Origin of the sequence: Paraburkholderia sp. J10-1 (assembly GCF_905220165.1) — a bacterium.
In the GTDB taxonomy this organism is placed as follows: Bacteria; Pseudomonadota; Gammaproteobacteria; order Burkholderiales; family Burkholderiaceae; genus Paraburkholderia.
Genome location: NZ_CAJMYW010000001.1, coordinates 387,219 through 407,969 on the forward strand (window position 1 = coordinate 387,219; position 20,751 = coordinate 407,969).

Sequence of the window (20,751 nt, forward strand, 5' to 3'; positions counted from 1 at the left end):
CCTCGACGCCGTCTCCGTGTTAGTGGGTGCCCGGCACGCCGTGAGCCAGCTATTCCAGTTTGGAAGCTGCCTTGGCGGTTGCATTCTGTCGAAGGGCAGTTGTGGGTCGATATGACCCATTGGGTTTGGCGCCGTGAACCACGCTCCTCCTGCGCAATCGCCCGCAGGAGCTACCGTAACTCTCAGCCTCGACTGTGCAGCTGTTCGCCTTTGCGAAAGCGAGAGTCTTCGTCCCGACGGCGTGTGAATAGCGAAACTAGTCCATTGACCCGGATGAATTGCACCGGATTCTCCGTGATAGATCGGAGTACTTCCATTTCAATGGGAGTGCCTGCTTGTTGTATTGACGTATATAACGCATGAGCTTTTTGTCGAGATCCTTGGTGCTGGTGAATACGCCACGCGCAATGACGTCTCGCTGGATGCGGGAAAACCAGTTCTCGACCTGATTCAGCCATGACGAATATGTGGGGGTGTAATGTATTGAGACCTTCGGATGGTCATCCATAAATGTTTGAACGCCGTCAGTTTTGTGGCTGCTCACGTTGTCGCAGATCACGTGAATCTCCTTTCCGCGTGGCTGGGCCGATACCACCTCGGCGAGGAATGCAACAAACTGGGCGCTGGTATGGCGTGGCGCAGTTTTGCCCAGCACTTCACCGGTGGCGACATTCAATGCGGCGAACAGGCTCAGGGTGCCGTTGCGTTTGTATTCAAAGCCATGACCCTCGGCACGCCCGGGCGAGAGCGGCAACATCCGGTCCTTGCGATCCAGCGCCTAGATGGCCGTCTTCTCGTCCACGCAGAACACCACGGCGTGCAACGGCGGATTCAGGTACAGCCCGATCACATCGGCTGCCTTGGCCTCAAAGTCGGGATCGTTGGACACCATGTGGGTATCGAGACGATGTGGCCGAATGTCGTGCTTGCGCCAGATACGTTGCACGGTCATGAAGGCCATGCCCAACTGTGCCGCCAGTTTGCGGCTGTTCCAGTGCGTCGGGCCGTCGGCCGGCTTGCGTCGCAGCGTGTAGTCGATCACTCTCGCTTCAAGGCCCGCCAGGTCAGGTCGCGGCGCCCGGCCTAGATGTCTGCCGAACAGGCCAGCCAAACGCTCACTGGTGAAGCGCGTTTGCCACGTTGTGATGAAACGCGAATCGCATCGCAATTCAGTCATGATCGCCGCGCGCGAGGCACCTTCGTCGAGCAGCAGGATCAACCGCGCACGCCTGACCTGGCCAACGGCCATCGTGCGGCTGCGCTGCATCGACATCAGTTCTTCGCGCACGGTCTCACTCAGATTCATTTTGCCCATGCACTATTAGATCAGTGCAATTTCATTGGTTCAATGGACTAGTCGGGTTTCCGAATTTGTGGGCAGGTTGCCCGTTGCCTTGCCACCGAAGCGGTCCTTCAGGGCGAGATCAGAAACCTGTCGCGGTTCTTTGCGTTCTTGATCCAGTCAGGCGCCCGTCCCCTGCCCGACCACGTCGCCCCCGTCTTCGGATGACGATATTTGGGCGGCAAGACACCCGCGGCAGTCCTTCGCGGGCGGCCCCGCCCGCGACCGAAAATGTCCCGCTCCGTAAACCCATATTGGGGTGCCCTTGATTTTCGTGCAGATTTCCGGTTAGGCACACCTATGCCTGGCGCGGGACTGCCTTGCGGCCCTGTATAAATTTCGTTTCAAATCAAACTCCTGCTGACTACCCCGTGCGCTGCAGACGCTGTTTGCATTATCGATTCAGCGTTTTGGACTTCAGTTCAGGCTCGGCGACTTGCGGTCGAAGCGTGCGGATCACCCTCGAGACTCGGAAGGATTCGGTGCGCGTATCGAGCCACCGGAAAATTGAACGTCCCGCGCAAGTTGATCCCCTCCAGATGTGTCGGCGCGATTCTTCTCAACTGTTCAGATTCCAGTGCCTTGCCCGTCGTAGCCAGTATTTCTTCAAGGGCTCGTTGCATGTGGGTGGTGTTCCACGCCATCAGGATATTCGAGAGGAGTGTCAGCGCGGAAGAAACCGCCGAGAGTGATTCGTGACGGCGTGCCAGTTCGACAGGTATCTTGCCGATATGGATCGCGCGTTGAACGTTGTGGACTGCTTCTCCACGGTTCAGGACATGCTGCATCTCCGCCCTGAACGGGGCATTCGTAAAATAGTCGATCAGAAAGATGCTTCGGAACAGGCGTCCGATGTGAACGCCGCCCTCATATACGGCCTGCCCACGCGCTGCTGATCCGAAGCGAGCCAGGGCGTCGACTGCAGTACATTTTCCGGAACGTATGGATGAGGCGATCCGGACAAATTCGTCCCAGACATCCACGATGAGCTCGAGCCTCACATCGCGGTCAGTGACCGCAGCCAGTTGCGGTGGGACTTCATGGTTTCGAGGGACATGAAGCCGTCGGTCACGAAGGTGTGACAGGCGAGGGCATAGATCGAATCCTAGTGCCCGTGCCAGACCCATTGCGAAATCAGTGTAGCCATGCGTGTCGACTGCGAGCTGCGCGATGTCGCCGGCTGCACTCTGCCGGACGACTCCCTCGATCGCGGCGCCGGCCTGACGCTCGTTCAACACGATGGGCTGATCGTAAAAGATGCCCCATCGATCGAGCACGTGCGTGTACATCCCGATGGATGCGGTGCGGCGCCGCGGATCGGCACGCGCCTGCCATACTGTTCGAGTCGTCTCCAGCGACATCATGTCAGAGGATGCCAGATCGGCGCGGCCCCAGTGAGCGGCGACGGGATGCTCATGCATGAATTCGAGGACCGCATCGGCAGCAAGCCGAAGCATTCTCTCATCCTCAAGTCGTTTCATCATCTGGCGGATGGCGGCCGGCGAAATCTCAGGGACCATTCGGGAGATCTCCGCGGCCGAGAGCGAGGTTCCGTGCGCCAGTACAGCCGAATACATCATGAGCAGTTCGACCCGCGATCGAGGTTCGCGCCCAAGCAGGATCCAGCTGAAGCGCGTTGCGCTGTCGATTTCGAGGATGATCTCCGGTAGCTGGCCGGGCGGATGGGCCTCAAAAATAGCGCGTCGCAGGCGATCGGCTTCGACGTTTTCAGGCTGGGCTTCCAATGGATCGAGATGCACCGCCGTATCGATGTGCACCCTGCCTTCATCCGCTGCACGATCCAGCAGATCAAGGCGCTGGTCGAGATGGGCCAGAACCGGACCCAGAAACTCCTGAGGGTCCTGCGGCAGCCCAAGATGCCCATACAAGTTGTTCCGCTTCGTCCGCCACTCTTCGGCCGGGATCAGCATATGTGCCTGACTCCGGAAGGAAAAGCTGTGCTCGACAAAGATCGTGCCGTTGCGTAGAGCGACGCGCAACGCAAAAAGCGTGGCCCATTCGAAAGCCACCATCGCCTTCAGGCGGTCGTAACCTTCGATCGATTCACGCCAGGCGCGCCCAAGCCGGATGCTTACGCCGTCGGGCAACAGGTAGGCGTGGCGTCGGTAGAGACCTCGCAGCAAAATGATCGCATCCAGCACCGGATGAGCAGTCTCGGCCTCGAACGGCAACTGGACGATACGCATCAGCAGGTTGCGCGCGTAGTAGCGCTTCCGGAGCAGACACTGACGGATCTCGCTGCGGCGGCTGGGTGGATGTGGTTGGAGGATCTGATCTGCCAGCACGCAAAGCTCTCTGCCGAGATCTTCACGCGAGAGCGATACGTCAGTCGCGAGTGCCTTTACTGCGAGGGCGAATTCACGAAGCTGGTCTGCGGCTTTCAATCGAGCGGTTTCAATGTCACGTGACGCATCGTTGACGACTCTTAGCACCCAGCGACGCAACATTGTGAGTACCTGATCGGTCGAGGTACAAAGCGCATAACGCATGAAACACGCCGCTTCAAGTCGTCGGCCGTGCGGCTCGATGCGTTTGCTGATCGAAGGTGGCCGGCTGGCGCAGCGCCGCGCGTAATACCGCACGATCGCATCGTTGCACCCGGCTGGCCAACCGTTGGCCACACCGTGCATCGTGAGCAGCTTGATCTTGTCGAGCACCTCACTCATCTGGTGGGTCGAGCCACGAAGCGGGACAGCCCACAGCCATCGCTGCAGACTCGTGTGGTCTCCATGAGGCTGAGCCAGGAGACGCGCCCAGCTTTCGAGCTTGTCGATGCCGAGCGCCTGCTCAAGCGTCCCGTGCAGCGAGTCCTCGATATCGTGTACGGCCTGAACGACGAACTGCCTCAGGCTGCGATCTGGCGGTATGACGATACGATGTTCGTAAAACCAGCGCTTCAGATCGCTCATTAGCTGGCCGCGCTCTGGGCGGCCGGTAAGCTGTTCCTTGAGCCAGCGAATTACATACCGACGCTGATGTTCGGCGATCGACCGGAAACTTACGATGGTTTTTGCGAAGCCCTGGTGGTCCGACAGCGTCTTGAAGTTACCGTCGTAGATCGACCGCAGCGTCCCAACGTCCGGCGGCTGGACACCAAGCTGCTGGCCAAGGTGTCGCCAGAGAATGGTTGGGATCTGCCTGTAAGAATCAAGCGGCCGACCGGTCATTCGCAGGAAACCGACGTGCAGCGCGATGGCCAACCGGTAAAGATCGGTGCGCCGCGAATCGATCTGAGTGCGCTCGCGTTTTGAAAAAGTAAAGAATGTGCTGAGCTCAAATTCGCTCAGCTCGCGCGGTACCTGCCGGATCCCGAGATATGCCAGTCGCCAGTGATCCATCGGGCAGCTCCGCGTCGATGACGTGAGCGGACAAGCGTAGCGACGCAAAATCATCGGTGCCACGGTAGAAATCGGGATGCCGCGTTGAAGGCGCAGCGACTAAGGAAGGTGCCCGATCACGGCTCTCGAAATTAACATAACGCGGGAAGCATGTCGGGTCGCGATATGACGCCCAGTTGACATAATCACATCCCAAATTCGAGGTTGATAACTTTACTTATGTTAAATCGAAAAATGGAACAAACCGCGCGCCATTCCGAAAACCAATTTCACCGCAACGGCTAGCTTTGAACAGTTGAGACGGCGATCAAGAACCAGGATGGACACCTTATGCATGAGTGCGCTCCTACAGGGAGCTCCAGTCCGGCACCGGGGCCAAGCGAGGCGACGGCCCTGGTTCTCCCGGATGCTAGCCCGTCACAATTACGCCGATAGCCGAGATAGACAAGATGGCGCGGACACACCTGAGCCTGAGGCGCGCCCGACTTCGCACCCCGCTATCAGCGATCAGCAGCACACCCCTGCATGCCTGCCTCGAAGAACCCGGTGCAGTGATCGATGAATGCCCTGACTTTCGCGGGCAACAGTGCGCGACCGATGTACGCCAATCTGATCTCCGCTGCGTCGTCACTGATCTCGAAGTCTTCGAGTAAGCGCACGAGCCGCCCGGTCTGAATATACTCATCGACGAGCGTGATCGGAAGTAAGCCGATACCGACTCCCTCTAGCACGATATCGCGATTGAGTATCGGGTTATTTGACGCGATCTCGTAGTTGATCGGGACAGCGACGTCTTGCTGACCGACGCGGAAAGTGACGGATGGTTTGTGCATCGATGGGGGAACGGCGACAAACACATGCTCAGCGAGGTCGGCGGGGTGTCTCGGCCGGCGACGCCCATGGAGATAAGCTTCCGTGGTAACGATAGCCAGGGGCAGACGCCGCAGCAGTCGTGTTACGGCCAGGTCCGTCGCCAGCATGAACGGCAGCACGATGCCGAGATCATAGCCATCGGCCGTAAGGTCAACGGGGCGCTCCGTCAGTGTGATATCCAATGTGACGTTGGGATGCTTTTTCCTGAACGCAGCGATCAGCGGCGCGAGCCAGGTCAGTGCAGCCGTCGTATGAGCGACCAAGCGCAATACGCCCGTTGGCACCCGGCCGTGACCCGCCGTTGAAGCTTCGAGATTGTCCAGGTCGTCGAGGATCTGACAACATCCGCTATAGAACCGCTCCGCCGCGTCCGTGAGCGAAAACTGGCGCGTAGAACGATGGAACAATCGCGCGCCCAGTCGCTCCTCGAGAGCCACAATCGCCCTCGAAACGACTGATGGCGAAAGGTCCAACATCTCACCGGCACGTCTGAAGTTCTTGACCTCCACGATCGTGCGAAACAGGCGTAAGCTAGCGATATATTCCATCTTCCGACTTCTCGTCCTTCACGTTTCCCTCTAAGCAATAGCGCGGATCGGCCCGATCATTTCCGCTGCGCCTCTGATATCTGTTTCGCCGTGCGCGGGCGAACCTCGATCAGTCAGTTCTCCTCATTCAGACGCGACCGCCGAAGGGAACGGATGGTCCCGCGTCCGCGTCGTGAGGAAGCCTGAAGAGGCACGACAAAAAGCCGGCTAGCGTCTCCTGAACTACCCGGTCGTTGACTTCGTCCGGGTTGGAGATTCTGTGCAATTGCAGGCCGTCGCAAAGGCTCAGGAGCCCGAGGGCAAGGCGTTCCGGTCGCACCCCCAACCCATGTTCTTCGCACTGCATCCATGAACGGATACAGGCCGCCATCGTTTCCAGCTTGTGTTGCTGCAACCCGTTGACGTACTCCCGAAACTCACTGTCACGGCAGGCGTGAAGCCCGGCTTCCATCCAAAGCGGAAAGACATCGCTTTGCAATAAATGGCTGCCGTAACAGGCCAACGCGCGCACCTTCGCCTCGTGCGATGCCCCCTCCGCTTCGATGACTGCCCGTAAAGCAGCGCGCGCCTTTTCATCATCGCGCCGCAACAGCTCGGCCAGCAGTTCCTGCTTACACTGAAAATTCGAGTAGAACGCGCCGCGTGTGTAACCGGCCGTCGCGGTAATATTTTCAACGCTCGTTGCTGCAACACCCTTCTCGAGGAACATCTGACGGGCAGCGTCAAACAGTCGCTCGCGCGTCTGCTCCTTTCTGCGGGCACGCGTCATGCGTTCGTGTTTCATGGCGTAGCTTACGGGTGAAGGTGGCGTCTACGCCTGCAGAAATAGGCGAGACTGTCAGATGGAGGTTTCGCATAATGACCGTCGACCTCTGCACAGACCTCCATCCAACGACAATAGATATTAAACTCATAAGTGATCAAACTGTCAATTTGCGTTACAGTCGGTTGCACGGAAGCTCCTCCAAGGCTCCTTATGGCTCACCAAAGAAAGCGACAGCACAACCGGTCTGCCCATTCAGGCAACGGCGCCCTTTTCAGCCTCAGACGACCCCGACCGAGTTGGTCGAGCCTACAAGGCTGATGTCGCCCAGGAACACACTTTCGCCAAGCTTGCATTCCCGTGATGCTTCGCCGAGTGCATGACGAATATAGATCCGGTACGTGCCGCTGCCTTTCGCGAGGCCGCCGAACCGGAAATCGCCAAACGTGTCAGAGACCGTTTCGGCAAACCTCCGGTCGTCTGAATACAGGATGACCTCGGCGCCAGCGACACACTCAATCACGCCGTCCACCTGGGCGCTGATACTGCCGGCTACGAAGCAGCTTTGCCAAAGGTTAAGGCCGCTGTACCACACGCGAGGCCTCGTGCCGAGAGTTGGTCGTAGAACCTCGAGCCCTTCGCGCCTGGCCTTTTCTGCCATCGCGGCATCATCGAGCTTGACGGCCTCGAAGACGCCAGTGGGACACGCCTGTTCGCATCGCGGACGCTGCCAACCCTGATCGAGCAGGTGAGCGTCGAAGATCCAGGTCTGCGGCACCTGGAGTTCCTCGTTCCAGACAATCGCCTTGTACGGGCAGGAGGTGACAATATCTTTGCGGCCGCGCGCCTTGTCTGGATCAATGATGACGATACCGTCGGTGCGCTTTCGGATCGCGTCGCCGCCGACCCGCATGCATGGCGCTTCGTCGCAGTGATTGCACATCACCGGCAGGTACGTCGTTTCAACCATGTGAGCATCGCCCTGCACGCGGCGCAGGATGCGAATGGGGCTTTCTGCGCCGGCCGCGGCGGGCGCGGAGTAGCCAGGAAAATCGTTTCCAACGTGCTCATCACGTGCCGCGATGACGCAGTTGTTGCAGTTCTCGCATTGCCCGACCTTGATAATCAGATTCCACTTGCTCATCACATACTCCTCATGCTGCGCAACCGAGCAAGAAAGCTTCGGCGCCTTTCCATTTTTCAACCTGCACGAGGCATGAATTCGGACTCATGCTGCTTGTGCCCGCGGTCTGGGGCCGGTCTGGGGTCAGCAGGTTCATGCAGCCGCCTATTTCGACGCGGTCGCCATCGACTTCGATCAGCTGAAATTCAGCGCTGGCCTCGTACGACTTGACGACACCGGCAGTGACGAGCTGGGATACGTCCGCCGCACAGATGACCGCTCCCCGCTCGTTGTATACCTTGACGAGGTCGCGATGGGCGATACCCCTCTCCCCCGCGTCGGCGGGACTGAGCCGAAGCAGCCAGAAGCGATGGCCGCCGATCAACGCGCGGTGATCTTCGACAGTGTTGACGGACGAGTTCTTCCCGTCGCAATGCGTGTGAAAACTGTACCGGCTATGTGTGGCGATCAGTTGCAGCGGATAGCGCTGAGCCAGTTCTGAACGCTGTCCTTCCCAGGACGGAATGTACCGGTTCAGCGGCGGCCGCTCCGGGTTGTCCGCCGTGTGCCGTTTCAGCAACTCAGGCACGAACTCCAGCTTGCCGCTGGGCGTCTGCAGCCCCATGCCGAACTTTTCGGCGTACTGCGACGGCATCGGATGCGGTTCCTGCAGGTCCTTGCACCGTCCTTCCGCAAACCAGCGCATGTCCACCGGGTGCCGCAATTCCGGCTTTTCGGGGGGAACGACGAAATAGCCCTTGCGGCAGAATTCGCGCCACGAAATGTGATCCGGCAGATCGGACGATGCGAACACGCGCTTGACCCAGTCGAGTTCACCGCATCCCTCGGTGAAAACGCCGCCAAGGCCGAGACGCGACAAAATAGCCGTGAAGATGTCGTAGTCGGAGCGGGACTCGCCGAGAGGCTCAATGCATTTGTGCTGCATCGTGATCATGCGGTGGTTCACGGTGTTGAAGCCATGATGCGCGTAGCCGCCTGAGTTTGACCATTCACCGATATCCCATCGCTCCAGCGACGTGCATGCCGGCAGAATGATGTCGGCGAATTGGGCCTCGCCCTCCATCCAGATCGACTGATTGACCACGAATTCGATGCTGGGATGCCGGTAGGCGTCCACCCAGCGACCGGACCTGGTGACGGTGCTGAAGGCAGACCCACCATAGCGATAGATCATGTGGATCGGCGAGTAGCCCGGCATCGGGTAGCTGAACGGCGCGAACTGCGCTTCCTGAGACATACCGTCCCAGAGATACCCCGTCGCGTGCCCGTCGATGATGGCATCCGGCAGCTGCTGCCGCGGGACCATCTGCTTGACCGGATTCATGGTCAGTATGTGCGGCATGCGCTGATAGTTGTTCACGGCATTCGCGGTCCACGCAAGGTCGCCCGACATGCCGCCATCCGCGTAACCCGGAAAGTAGAAATGCAGGTCATGCGGCGCACCAACCTGCAGACAGCCGAAATTCACACCCGGCTTGCCCCAGCCTTGCATCGCCATCATCATGATCATGCAGCGCGCCCACTGTGCCCCGGTTGCTCCGCGTCCGGCCCCGCCGAATCCCGCACCCGTCATCCCGACGGCAAGATAGACCTTCTTCTTCCCCCAGAGACGCGCGAGCGCACGAACGTCCTTGGCGGGCACGCCTGTCTCCAGCTCCTGCCATTCGGGGGTCTTTCGTATGCCATCCGTTTTGCCTGACAGGTAGGCTCCCCACTCATCGAACCCGGTGGTCCGCTTCGCGACGTACTCCTTATCGTACAAATCCTCCTCGAGCCACACGTACATGATCGCAGTGGCGAGGGCCGCATCCGTTTGCGGCCGGATGGGAATCCACCGGCCGCCCAGCAGCTGCGCTGTCGGATTGCAATGCGGATCGATATGGACGAACTCGATTCCCAGTTCCTTGGCCCATAGACGCCGCGGTGTACCTTCGAATCCTGCGTAGGCGCCGTTCGTGCTTTCCGGGTCGCAGGACCAGAAAACGATCATTTCGGCTTCCTTCAGGCAATCCTCGATGCCGCCATAGCCGGATGGCACGCCAACGCGCATGGAGTTGCCGAAGTGGTGCATCGCACCCCAGTACCATCCTTCCCAGCTGTCCGGATTCGCGGCCACCCGTGTAAAGCCGATCAGATTGGCGAAGCGCGTCAGTGCGCTGAGGTAGTAGCCGATATTGCCCCACTGATGGTGCGACGACATCGGAAAGGTAATGGAACCCGGCCCGTGGACACGCTTTTGCCGGTTGATTTCCCGGGTGACGATGTCCAACGCCTCGTCCCAACTGATCGGCACATAGCCGGACTTACCACGGTTCTGCGGGTTGCGTTCCCCATCGGGATCGAAATCGACCCGCTTCATCGGATGGAGGATGCGCTTGTCCGAGTAGACAAGCGACTTGATCGACAGCGCATGCGGTGCGACGAGGCCGCGCCGTGGCGGGCTGAAACGGCGTCCGCGCGCCTCGATCTCCCAGCTCGGCGTATCCTTGTTGTCGAGATCGATGGGCGTGACGCGAACGATGCGTCCATCCTTCACATAGACGAACAATGGGCCGCCGTTGGTGCAGGTGGTATAGCGGTGTGTGCCGTCCCGCATGGGCGTGCCCATCTGCAGGCTGATGGTTTGCATCATGCTCAGCGTTTGCATGAACCAAACGAGGAGTTCATCGTCGCCTTCAGTGACCACCTTGAAATTCTTCGCCGCATGAATGATATCCATGTAGTCGGGACTGGGCGAAAGGAATTTCAAGGCGGTGGCGACATCCTTGAACTGCATGCGCACGTCGGGCTTCGGATGCGTTCCGGCGCACGACCGAATGCGGCCGTTCTTGAGCTTGATGACCCGACCGATACTTTCATCCACGAGTCCGATCCACGCGACGAGATCGCGCTCCTTCAGACGATCGCGGTAGGCGGGGAAGCGGCGTGCCGTCAGATCAAGGACCTTGGGCATGGCAAGAAGAATGGTCTTCAGGATCTGTCGTTTCACTTTTAATCCAATGAAAGGCTGCCCAGGCGCAAGCATCAGGGCAATACGAACCGGCTCTCCCGAGCGCTCAAGCGGCGCGGTCGGGCGCGGTCATAGCTGTGTGGCTTAAAGACCCGGGAAGGCCGGGCCCCATTGCAGCAACGTCTCTCGTCCGAACGGATAGCTGAGGGTCGGCGAGTCGCTGTTGACCAGGTCTCCGTCCACGTAATGCTCCATATGGAAGCCAGCGGGATCGGTCCAGTAGTCGAAAATCTGGCTGCCGTGGAAATGGCGGCCGATGCCCCAGCGGTGCTTGTAGCCCTTGTCGGCCATGACCATGTGGCCGATGCCCACGTCGTCGATATCGCGGCATTCGAATGAGGCGTGGTCGAGGCCCGCCGTCTTGCCGCCGACAATGGCCAGTGTGTGGTGGTCGGTCCATTTCGCGCCTGTTTCCAGGTGCATGAAGGCGGCTACGACGTTTTTCTCATCCCCCTGGTAGATGAGTTCCGAGGGCTGCATTCCGAGATTGTCGCGGTACCACGAGATCAGTCCCTGCGGGTCTGGCGAGAAAACGGCCACATGGCCAAGCCGCTGGATGTGCGACGGGCCGAAGGCCGGGCGCTGGAAGTTGCCCTGCCGGTTTTTGGCATGGGCGTCATTCCACGCGATCGGAGCCCCGTCCGACGGAACCACTGGGGGACGTTCGGCGCCGAACACGAACTCCAGCCGACGGCCGTCCGGATCGGTCCCCACCGTGTACAGGCCTCCACCCGGATGCGGGCAATCAGTCACGGGCGAGTCCAGGCGGGCCGCCAACGTATCGAGTGCCTCGCGCGATCTCACACGGAAGCCGACGCCAACAAACGCCGCTTCGCCCTCTGTCGAGACGTAGGAGAAAGGCGCGTCCCCGTAGCAACGCAGATAAAACGTGTCGCCGCCCTGTTTCAGATCCAGCAAACCGTAATCGACCATGAAGTCGCGAACGGCAGCCAGGTCCGGGTGGCGAAAAATGACGTATTCAATGTCGTCGATGAGCATGGAAAATCTCGCGATTGATACATTGGCGGCACAACCCGCCGCCGCGATTGATATCTGGGGACGCTGGTCGTCCCCGCTAGAATGTGTAGGCAACGTTCACAAAAACGTTAATGGGTTCGATCCGGAGCGTCGACTTCGAAACGATCTGCGTTCCGGTTGCCGTCTGTCCGTATATGGTCATGTGCGTCTGAATCGGCATGTAGCCAACTGACGCTCCGACCGACCAGTGTTTGGCAAACGCGTAGCTTGCCCCGACCTCGAAGACGGGGTTCCATGACGCACTGAGGGTCGCGTGTATGGATCCGCCAGGACCGACACTATCGGTGATGAACTGGTTGTTGGTTGCGCGAACCTGGGTGAACCACGTGTAGTTCACGCCAAATCCAACGAATGGACGAAATTTCGACTGAGCCTCGAACAGGTGATATCGAAGCTCGATGGCGGGCGGCATCGGCCTCGTCGTTCCGAGGGTGCCGTACTTCGAGAGCGTCCCGTCTCCAACCAGATTCACTGTTAGTGGCAGGCCAAAGAGAGTGGCGATGCCAATGTGGTCGGTCACGTAGTACTCGGTCGTGATGCCGAGCGTATTGGTTGACGACGCGTGTGCACCAGTGCCCGCTAATTGCTGATTGACCGGCATACCGCCCACGCTTTCTAGGGTAAGCGGCGTGGCATGACCTTGTGGCGCTACGTACAGCCACCCTGTCGCCAGTGTAAAGCTTCCGGCCGACTGAGCATTTGCATTTCCAGCAAGTGCAGCCGAACAGATATACCCCGCCATTACGGCAGGGCGAACATGTCTCCTGTTAATCCTCACGTGTCTTCTCCTGTCTCATCGGTTGGTTATCTTTTTTCGTGCACGCTCGATCCGCCCGCTACGCTGGATCGTTTGTTCGGACCTCATACATCCAGAGCGAATCCCAGATCATCTGCCCGACATTCACATAGTTCTACTGATTACATAGATGAACTCTGCATTGCGAATGTCTGCAGGTTCCCTCCCTGCGTTACCGTGCAGTTACCACGTTTAACCCAATGCTCTACGGGTTAGTGAACGCCCATCACGAGGCGCTCAGCTTCGGGCGGGAACACACACCACGAACCATCGCGGTGCCGGAAAAAGAAGAGCCCAACAGGTTTTGTCGGCAAAAGCAGCTCGATATGCACACAGGTTCCCTGATGCGACTGCGCACGACCAACCCGGGTGACGCGCACCGGAGTATCGGAAGTTGGCGCTAGCCACTTTTCAACGAGCGAACGCAAGGACCTCTCTGATGGACTACCCATCTTCTTCCCCACCAAACTAACCTGTGACAAAGATCGCGTCACGTAGATACGCTATGCGTCTCTGATGCGATGCCGTCAACGCGAGCCGCGACAGAAACGAAAACCGGGAACGGAAAACGACCGAGCGCGGAAATGGCCAACGATGCGAATGCCGCGTCCGGAATTTCGACCTGAACTGAAATCCCACGCAAGGTGTCTTGGGCGATGCCGACTCTTGCGCCCTCGACACCGGCATCCGCGAGCGCCGACTGCAAAGCGTCTAATATTTCCAGCCGCTTCAGGGCTGGCTTGAAGATCTTGCCGACGCCGGTCAGGGGCATCGCATCGACGATGCGTATTGCTTTGGGGAACGCAGCACGCTCACTGATCTCGTCACGCAGGAACTCGGCGATTTGTGCTTCGTTCACCGTTGTGCCCGTCTTTAGCTGGACATAGGCGACCGGCAGTTCACCCGCGTGTATATCGGGACGCCCCACTGCTGCGGCGATCTGGACCGCGGGATGGCGATGCAGCGCTTCTTCGATTGCTGCAGGATCGATGTTGTGTCCGCCCCGGATAATCAGCTCTTTCTTTCGGCCGGTGAGCCAAAAGTAGCCCTCTGCGTCGCGGCGTCCCAGATCCCCGGTATTGAGCCACCTGCTGCCATCCGCAAGGTCCATCCAGATGCCGCTGTTCTGCTCCGTGCGCTTATAGCCGACGAACACGTTCGGGCCGGAGATCAGGAGTTGACCCACCTCGTCCGCCACACAGTCCCGCATATAATGGCCTGCCTCATCGACCACCACCGCTTTCATGGCCTGGCCCGGGAGACGAAGGCCGATCGAGCCGACGCGCCGTTCGCCGAGCGGCGGATTGACGCTGCTAATGCAGGTGCCTTCCGTGAGGCCGTAGCCTTCGAGGATCTTGATACCAGTTCGAGTCTGGAACGCACGCAGCAATTCCACCGGCATCGGCGCGGCTCCGCACAGCGCGTATTCGAGCGAACTGATGTCGCGACCGGCAACGGGAACGTCCAGCAGCGATCCATAAAGCGTCGGCACGCCACTGAAAAAATTGATGCCGTAATGCTCGACGATGTCCCAGAAGCGCTTGACGACACCTTCTGCGCGATAACCTTGGGGCGTGCCCAAAACGACATGTGCGCCGCGCGAAAACGGCAGCAGCCCCGTCACCATCACGGCATTGACATGAAAAAGCGGCAATCCGCAGAACATCGTCTTGCCCGGACCGACGCTTTCACCAAAGAACTGCGCGGCGCCCCAGGCATTGGCCACTTCGTTGCCGTGCTGGCGCATCGCGATCTTGGGCGAGCCCGTGGTGCCACCCGTGCAGAAATACGACGATACGTCGTCCATGCTCGCTGGCTGCGAACTGAAAAGCGCTGTGCCAGGCTCGCGTGCCATTGCTTCGCCGAAGTCATGGACGGCAATCTGCGAGGGAACGGCGCCTCGCACGCCCTCCTCGCCATGCAACCGTGCGCACTCGCCGCGGTGAAGCATTCGGGCGGCAAATCGTTGGTCGCCCGGCACATGCTCGGCGAGGTTGACCAGCACGACGTGTTTGAGCGAGGCAACCTTGTGCAAGGCCGGTTGCACTTTGGTCCACACGTCCGTGCCGGGATACGGTGCCAGCGTGACAAGGACGCTGGCTCCCGATGCATCGAGCAGCTCGCCGATCGCGTCGCCTTCGAGCAGTGGATTGATCGCGCAGACAATACCGACGGCCTCGGCTCCCCAGATCACAAAATGCGTTTCGGGAAGATTCGGCAATACATAGGCGACGACCTTGTCTCGCTGTACACCCAGTCGCGACAGCATGTTCGCAGTGCGCGTGATGTCGCGCACCAGGTCGCTGTACGTCCAGCGCTCCGGGCTTGCGTAGCTGTCCGCGGTTGCGAAGAACGATAGCGCCGGCGCAGACGGATCAATGGACGCACCCCGGCAGATCGTCTCGTACGTATTAGTAGGGAGACCAACAGGTTGTCCGTAGGCTTCGATCGCGTCGATGTCCTGGATGTTCGCGACGCCTTTCACGGAGCCTCCGCGACTACGCGATTTTGTTGGACACCAAGATCGATCGAGCCGTCGGGGCTGACGATACGCGACTCCACGACGTCGCCGACCTTGAGGTACTGGGTCCGCTCAGCCTGAAGATTCATGAACAGACTCCATTTTTCCGCTTCAGGCAGCTGTGCGGCCGCGCGCTGCTTTTCGGGCGACGGGATGATCAGCGCACAACCGGACGGCGTGCCGGTCGCGAGCAGGTCACCGGTGTGCAGATCATGGACGCCAGAAAGCTCAGTCAGCGTCTCCGCGGGACCATAGACCAGACCGGCCGTGGTGTCAGTCTGACGCAAAGTGCCGTTTACCGTCAGCGCCAGCACGAGCTCGCCCAGCTTCGCGATTTCTTCCTTTTGCAGCAGGCACAGGTATGGACCGACCGGCCCGAACGTCCGGTAGCTCTTGCCCTTGTAGAACTGCATCTGCGGAATCTGAATGTCGCGTGCCGAGTAATCATTGACGATCACGGCACCCGCGACGAACTCGTGCAGGTTCTCGTCCGTCACGGTGACGCGGGAGGTGATATCGCGCTTCAGGACGAGACCGAGTTCGATTTCATAGTCGAGGAATCGCACCTCTTTCGGCTTCACGAGCGGCGAGTCAGCCGCAACGATGCAGCTCGCCGCCTTCGTGAAGATCATATTGAACTTCTTCGCGTCCGGGTCCATGCCGGACTCGATCATATGCTGGCGATAGTTCGCTCCCTGGCAGACGAACTGCTGATTCACGGTCACCGGCGAAAGCCATTGCACCTGCGACTCGGGAATCGTCGTGCCGCCCAGCGAAAGCAGCCGCTCGACCGGGTTCGCCTGGATGAATTCGGCGGTGGTCCTGAATGCGCCGGGTATCGGCGTGATCGCGCCATCGGCAACGACGCCCCACTGGGCATGACCATCATGCAGGTAATGCAGAACGTGAACTGCCATTTCTAATCTCCGGATTCGATGAACAGGTGTTGCTTCAGGCGAAAATGCTGGCGAGCGTCTTCAGCTTGGCCAGCGTAAGGTCGGGGCTGCGGCGCAGATTGCGTATCAGTCCGGCGAGGCTCAGAGGCGTCAGTTTCGGCCTGGTAAAGCTGCGGGGCATCGTCGGCCCCCACTGCGCCATCGCCTCGCGGCTTACGCCATGGATTCCGGTCGGCGCCTCGGCAGTGAACAGATCGCCGTCGCAGTAGTGTTCGTGCTTGTCGCCCCAGGGGTCCTGCCAGTAGTCAAAGATCTGACTGCCGAGAATATGTCGGCCAATTCCCCACGCGTGGGTCCAGCCGTTTTCGCGCAGAACGCGCTGGCCCATGCCGACCGCGTCCGCATCGACGAGCTCATAAGCGCTGTGGCTGTACTTCGCGACAAACCCCTGTGCGAGCGCAAGCGTGTGGTGATCGGCGGGCTCGCCGCCGAGATCGAGGCGCATGAAGGCGACGGCGGGAGAGCCATCGGGCAGCACCTGCACGTCGCTCGGAATGAAGCCGAAGTGCTGCGTGTACCACGCACAGGTTTTCTGATAGTCGGCAAGTTCTAGCACCACGTGCCCGAGGCGCACGACTTCCGGCGCGCGCCCGGGCGGGCGCTGGGTTCCGTTGACGCGGACCGTCGCATCGACCGAGTTGAAGGCCAAGGGTAGCCGGTGAGGCAACGTCGCTGCTGACGCCTGACCCCATAGCGCATCGACGCGAAAGCCCGATGGATCAGTCAGCGTCACCACGTAGCCGCCCCCCGGCAATGACGAACCCACGATCTGCTGCGCACCCGGCACCTTTTGCAGCGCGACCAGTTCGAGCCAGCTACCGACCTGCAAGCCGAACCCAGCGAAGCGCGATTTCGGCGCCTTGCGAACTACGTAGCAGAAGTGCGAGGCGCCGGTGCCACGCAGGAGCAGCAGACTTTCGCCACGCGAGACGGTTTGCAGCCCGAAGTCGTTGAGAAAGCGCTCGGCTTTCCCAAGGTCGGGCCGATCGAGCAGTAAATAGGCCAAAGCCGTCGCTTTTGCCGTCGGATTCGGATGACGCGCCGGCTGCTCAGTCGTCAGCTCCGGGGCGGCACCGTTTTCGGTGGGCGTCTCCATCGTTCCTCCATACATTTCATTAGACCGGCGTCCGGCGCCGTTTATGACATTAAACTCATCACTGATCGTTTTGTCAATATAGAGGTTCGAATCTATACTGTGAAAAGGACCACAAGTGACTCGATCATGACGACCACAACCAATCGTCGGACCCCAAAGAGCGCGCCGCGTGCGGCGCCCTCGCCTGCCCCCGTTGCCGAAGAGCGGGAGCCGCGCGGTGCGCGCCGCAAACGTGAAACCCGCGCCCGTCTGCTTGATGCCGCGCTGAGGCTGATGGCCGAGAAGGGCATGGAAGGCGTCGCGATTAACGAAATCACCGAGGCCGCCGATGTCGGCTTCGGCTCGTTCTATAACCACTTCGAGTCGAAAGACGCGATCTATTCGACGCTCGTCGACAATGTGTTCGAGGAATTCGCAGACATGCTCGATCGCCTCGCGGGCGGCATCTCCGATCCCGCGGAGGTTGTGGCGGTTTCGGTCCGTCATACCATCCTGCGTGCGCGGCATGATCCGGTTTGGGGCCGATTCCTGATTCGGGAAGGCTTTTCCGCAAGCATGTTGAGCCGCGGGCTAGGACAGCGGCTGCTGCGTGACATCGGCAACGGTATCGAGGCGAAGCGATTCGTCGTCGCCGACCCCTTGATTGGATTTCTCGCGGTGGGCGGCACGGTACTGTCCGCCATCTCGGCCGAACTGAATTACGTCATGCCGGGCGCAACCGCAGCGGGCGTCCTTGAAGAACTCGGTTTCGACGGCGAGCACCTTCCCGAACGTACGGCGGCCATGCTCCTGCAGACGCTCGGGCTCAAGCGCGCGGAAGCGGAGAAGGTCGCAGCACGTCCGCTGCCGGCGGCAGAGGAAATCGTCGAGGAAGACTGACGGCAAGCATGCGCGGGCCGCGATCCCGCACACATGCGCAGGATCGCGACGCCCATTGGCTCTCAGTCAGCGGCGCGCGGAAGAAATTTGCTAGCTGCTCGTTGTGAGACGAATCCGGCGTCCGTCAACTGGGCGACGCCGGGCACGGGAGGACAGGACAGGGCGCCCGATGCGATCCTGCGCGACGCCACGGCCTGTCTTGAGGGGCTGTCCGCCGTACTTGCGCCGAGCCCGCGTATCACCTCGGCGATTTGCGCGGCAATGATGGCGATCGCGCGCCGGTGACCGTCGACGATCGCCTGATAGCCGTCCGACACGGGTTCGCTCAATACGCTGTGACAGGACAGCGCGCCCGCACCGTCCGGCCTCTGCACATTCCATATCACGTCGACCAGCACATGCGAGCGAGGCCACGATTCGAAACGCTGGACCTCAACGGTGATCTCGTAGACGGGTACGTCTGCCCCGCTCACCGACGCGCGGGGTCCAGCCGTGTCGGCCTGCCGGCTGACGCCGGCAATCAGCGCGGAGCGGATCTCGTCCGCAAGCGACGAAGCCCAACGGTCGTCCTCCAGCACCTTCACCTGCGCCCCATCGACCTGCACGACCAACTGGCTTCTCGCAACGGCGGCAGGCACTTTCACGGGCCGCACGTCGATGCGCCAGGCAGAGGTTGCGCTACCGCTCACGGGCGTCGCCGGTGCATCAGTGGCGAGCGTATAGAAGCGCGCGGACTGCGACGCGCAAGCCGTCAAAAGGACAAGGCCCGCGACGGCGACTGAGCGCGGCAACCCGAGCCGCGAGGGGCGTAAGATCCGGATCATGGCTGGTCTCCTTTCTTGCCAAACAACAGCGCCTGCGGATGGCGCTCGAGGTAATCAGCAAGCGCATTCAGCGATTGCAACGTTCGCGTCAGTTGCTGCATTGCGTCCTGAATGTCGGACTGCATCGGCGCAGCCTGGTGAAGCGTCGTTTCGGCAGTGCTGAAGGTCTTTTGCGCGGCCGCCAGTGTGTCGCGCGCCTGCGGTACGACCTCGGTGTCCATATGACCGAACAGCTTGTTGGCATTTTCGAGCGCACCATTAAGGTTGTTCCCGATCTTGTCGAACGGAACCTGGTTCAGCTTTCGGGCGATGTCCGCAACCTGCACCTGAAGTTCGTCAAGCGTGTTCGGCACGGTCGGCAGTTCGATCGGATTGCGGCGCACATCGACGCTCGCGCGAGGCGCTTTCGGGAACATGTCGAGCGCGACGTAGAGCTGGCCAGTCAGCAGGCTGCCGGTGCGCAACTGTCCGCGCAGCCCCTCTGTCACGAGGTGCTGAAGCAGCTCGTGACCACCCGGCGTGTTGGGGTCGGGCAGAACGTCGTTCGAGCGTCGGCTCAGGCGGTCGGGATAAAGCGCCATCGAGACCTTCATGCTGAAGCTCTTCTGCGCTTCGCTGTATTCGATACCGATGTCGGTCACCTGCCCCAGCACGATCCCACGAAGGTCCACCGGCGCACCAACCGAGAGTCCTCGCAGCGACTGGTCGAATCGCATCACGACATTGAGAGGCTGCCCGTCAGGCTCGCGCATCGCCTCCTGCTCGTCTGCCGCGAGCCGGAACTCGGCCTTGTCCGCTGCAGGCGCTCCGCTGTCCTGTCCGGGGGGACTCTGGAATGCCAGGCCGCCGACCACGACGGTCGCAAGAGACTGGGTATTGAGCTTGAGACCGTTCGAATCGAGTCGCAGATCGACGCCGCTTGCGTGCCACCATCGCGTGTGGGTCCTGACATACTGATCGAACGGCGCATTGATAAACACATTGACGATCACACCGTCGCCGTGAGGGTCGAGCGAGAAGCCGACGACCTGTCCAGCCTGGATACGATGGTAGAAAACCGGCGCGCCGATATCGATCGAGCCGAGCGACTCGCCTCGCAGCGTGTACTGATGTCCCCTTTGGCCGGTAGTGACGATGGGCGGGTTTTCGAGTCCGACAAAGGCGGTTTGCGTGTCGACCGAGCGCCCGATATCCGCGCCTATGTAGGCACCCGAGAGCAACGTACCGAGGCCCGAGATTCCGTTGGCACCGACGCGCGGACGCACGACCCAGAACCGTGTGCCTTCGGTTGCGAATCGCGCAGCGTCCTTGCCGAGCTGGATGCTCACAATCACGCGCCGCAAATCCTTCGACAGCGTGATGGCCTGCACGAGGCCGATGTCCACGTCCTTGTACTTGACCTTGGTCTTGCCCGCCTCCATGCCTTCCGCGCTATCGAAGGTGACGGTTACGACGGGCCCTTTTTCAGTGACCGATTTCGCCACGAGCGCAATGCCGATCAATGCGCAGATCAGGGGAACTAACCATATAAGGGACGGCAGCCAGCGCTTGCGCGGCCGCAGTTCGGGGCTGGGCAGATTGTGGAGATGCATCGTTCGGATG

The 20,751-nt window shown here is 60.3% G+C and carries 13 protein-coding genes and 2 pseudogenes; 1 reads left to right on the plus strand and 14 read right to left on the minus strand.

What is annotated here, in order from left to right:
* Positions 1–256 precede the first annotated feature (256 nt).
* The 12 genes and pseudogenes from U5A65_RS01785 to U5A65_RS01840 form a co-directional block, all read right to left on the minus strand.
* Positions 257–1,315 (minus strand): annotated as a pseudogene (locus U5A65_RS01785) (IS630 family transposase).
* 98 nt (positions 1,316–1,413) lie between these two features.
* Positions 1,414–1,596 (minus strand): annotated as a pseudogene (locus tag U5A65_RS01790) (H-NS family nucleoid-associated regulatory protein); the annotation flags it as partial.
* Positions 1,597–1,764: 168 nt separating this feature from the next.
* Positions 1,765–4,701: a Tn3 family transposase gene (locus tag U5A65_RS01795; RefSeq protein WP_321945269.1), complete on the minus strand. Its 2,937-nt coding sequence runs from the start codon at positions 4,699–4,701 to the stop codon at positions 1,765–1,767.
* 500 nt (positions 4,702–5,201) lie between these two features.
* Complete coding sequence (locus U5A65_RS01800) at positions 5,202–6,122, minus strand: LysR family transcriptional regulator (protein WP_321945270.1); 921 nt, start codon at positions 6,120–6,122, stop codon at positions 5,202–5,204.
* Positions 6,123–6,249: 127 nt separating this feature from the next.
* Entirely contained in the window at positions 6,250–6,906 is a 657-nt protein-coding gene (locus tag U5A65_RS01805) for a TetR/AcrR family transcriptional regulator (RefSeq protein ID WP_321945271.1), read from the minus strand.
* Between the two features lie 259 nt (positions 6,907–7,165).
* Positions 7,166–8,029 carry a 4Fe-4S dicluster domain-containing protein gene (locus U5A65_RS01810; protein ID WP_321945272.1) on the minus strand — a complete coding sequence of 288 codons (864 nt, stop codon included), beginning with the start codon at positions 8,027–8,029 and terminating at the stop codon, positions 7,166–7,168.
* Positions 8,030–8,039: 10 nt separating this feature from the next.
* Positions 8,040–11,018, minus strand: a complete 2,979-nt coding sequence (locus U5A65_RS01815; protein ID WP_321945273.1) for a molybdopterin-dependent oxidoreductase — start codon at positions 11,016–11,018, stop codon at positions 8,040–8,042.
* 105 nt (positions 11,019–11,123) lie between these two features.
* A complete protein-coding gene (locus U5A65_RS01820) occupies positions 11,124–12,038 on the minus strand; it encodes a VOC family protein (RefSeq protein WP_321945274.1) in 915 nt (304 codons plus the stop codon).
* A gap of 76 nt (positions 12,039–12,114) precedes the next feature.
* Complete coding sequence (locus U5A65_RS01825) at positions 12,115–12,819, minus strand: OmpW/AlkL family protein (protein ID WP_321945872.1); 705 nt, start codon at positions 12,817–12,819, stop codon at positions 12,115–12,117.
* Positions 12,820–13,363: 544 nt separating this feature from the next.
* Positions 13,364–15,358 (minus strand): acyl-CoA synthetase, encoded by a 1,995-nt coding sequence (locus tag U5A65_RS01830; protein ID WP_321945275.1) that lies wholly within the window; start codon positions 15,356–15,358, stop codon positions 13,364–13,366.
* Positions 15,355–16,311: a fumarylacetoacetate hydrolase family protein gene (locus U5A65_RS01835; protein WP_321945276.1), complete on the minus strand. Its 957-nt coding sequence runs from the start codon at positions 16,309–16,311 to the stop codon at positions 15,355–15,357. The genes U5A65_RS01830 and U5A65_RS01835 overlap by 4 nt, the downstream gene beginning before the upstream one ends.
* 34 nt (positions 16,312–16,345) lie before the next feature.
* Positions 16,346–17,446, minus strand: coding sequence for a VOC family protein (locus U5A65_RS01840; protein ID WP_321945277.1), 1,101 nt, complete (start codon positions 17,444–17,446; stop codon positions 16,346–16,348).
* A 126-nt stretch (positions 17,447–17,572) separates the two neighbouring features.
* On the opposite strand from U5A65_RS01840, the gene U5A65_RS01845 reads away from it, so the two are divergent.
* Positions 17,573–18,325 carry a TetR/AcrR family transcriptional regulator gene (locus U5A65_RS01845; protein WP_321945873.1) on the plus strand — a complete coding sequence of 251 codons (753 nt, stop codon included), beginning with the start codon at positions 17,573–17,575 and terminating at the stop codon, positions 18,323–18,325.
* Positions 18,326–18,387: 62 nt separating this feature from the next.
* Here the strand turns inward: U5A65_RS01845 and U5A65_RS01850 are convergent, their stop codons facing one another.
* Positions 18,388–19,149 carry a PqiC family protein gene (locus U5A65_RS01850; protein ID WP_321945278.1) on the minus strand — a complete coding sequence of 254 codons (762 nt, stop codon included), beginning with the start codon at positions 19,147–19,149 and terminating at the stop codon, positions 18,388–18,390.
* Positions 19,146–20,741: an intermembrane transport protein PqiB gene (locus U5A65_RS01855; RefSeq protein ID WP_321945279.1), complete on the minus strand. Its 1,596-nt coding sequence runs from the start codon at positions 20,739–20,741 to the stop codon at positions 19,146–19,148. The genes U5A65_RS01850 and U5A65_RS01855 overlap by 4 nt, the downstream gene beginning before the upstream one ends.
* Positions 20,742–20,751 lie beyond the last annotated feature (10 nt).

Coding starts and splice junctions, on each gene's coding strand:
- U5A65_RS01845 (WP_321945873.1), top strand. CDS start 17,573: ATGACGACCACAACCAATCGTCGGACCCCAAAGAGCGCGCCGCGTGCG.
- U5A65_RS01840 (WP_321945277.1), bottom strand. CDS start 17,446: ATGGAGACGCCCACCGAAAACGGTGCCGCCCCGGAGCTGACGACTGAG.
- U5A65_RS01795 (WP_321945269.1), bottom strand. CDS start 4,701: ATGGATCACTGGCGACTGGCATATCTCGGGATCCGGCAGGTACCGCGC.
- U5A65_RS01810 (WP_321945272.1), bottom strand. CDS start 8,029: ATGAGCAAGTGGAATCTGATTATCAAGGTCGGGCAATGCGAGAACTGC.
- U5A65_RS01835 (WP_321945276.1), bottom strand. CDS start 16,311: ATGGCAGTTCACGTTCTGCATTACCTGCATGATGGTCATGCCCAGTGG.
- U5A65_RS01805 (WP_321945271.1), bottom strand. CDS start 6,906: ATGAAACACGAACGCATGACGCGTGCCCGCAGAAAGGAGCAGACGCGC.
- U5A65_RS01850 (WP_321945278.1), bottom strand. CDS start 19,149: ATGATCCGGATCTTACGCCCCTCGCGGCTCGGGTTGCCGCGCTCAGTC.
- U5A65_RS01855 (WP_321945279.1), bottom strand. CDS start 20,741: ATGCATCTCCACAATCTGCCCAGCCCCGAACTGCGGCCGCGCAAGCGC.
- U5A65_RS01825 (WP_321945872.1), bottom strand. CDS start 12,819: ATGGCGGGGTATATCTGTTCGGCTGCACTTGCTGGAAATGCAAATGCT.
- U5A65_RS01800 (WP_321945270.1), bottom strand. CDS start 6,122: ATGGAATATATCGCTAGCTTACGCCTGTTTCGCACGATCGTGGAGGTC.
- U5A65_RS01820 (WP_321945274.1), bottom strand. CDS start 12,038: ATGCTCATCGACGACATTGAATACGTCATTTTTCGCCACCCGGACCTG.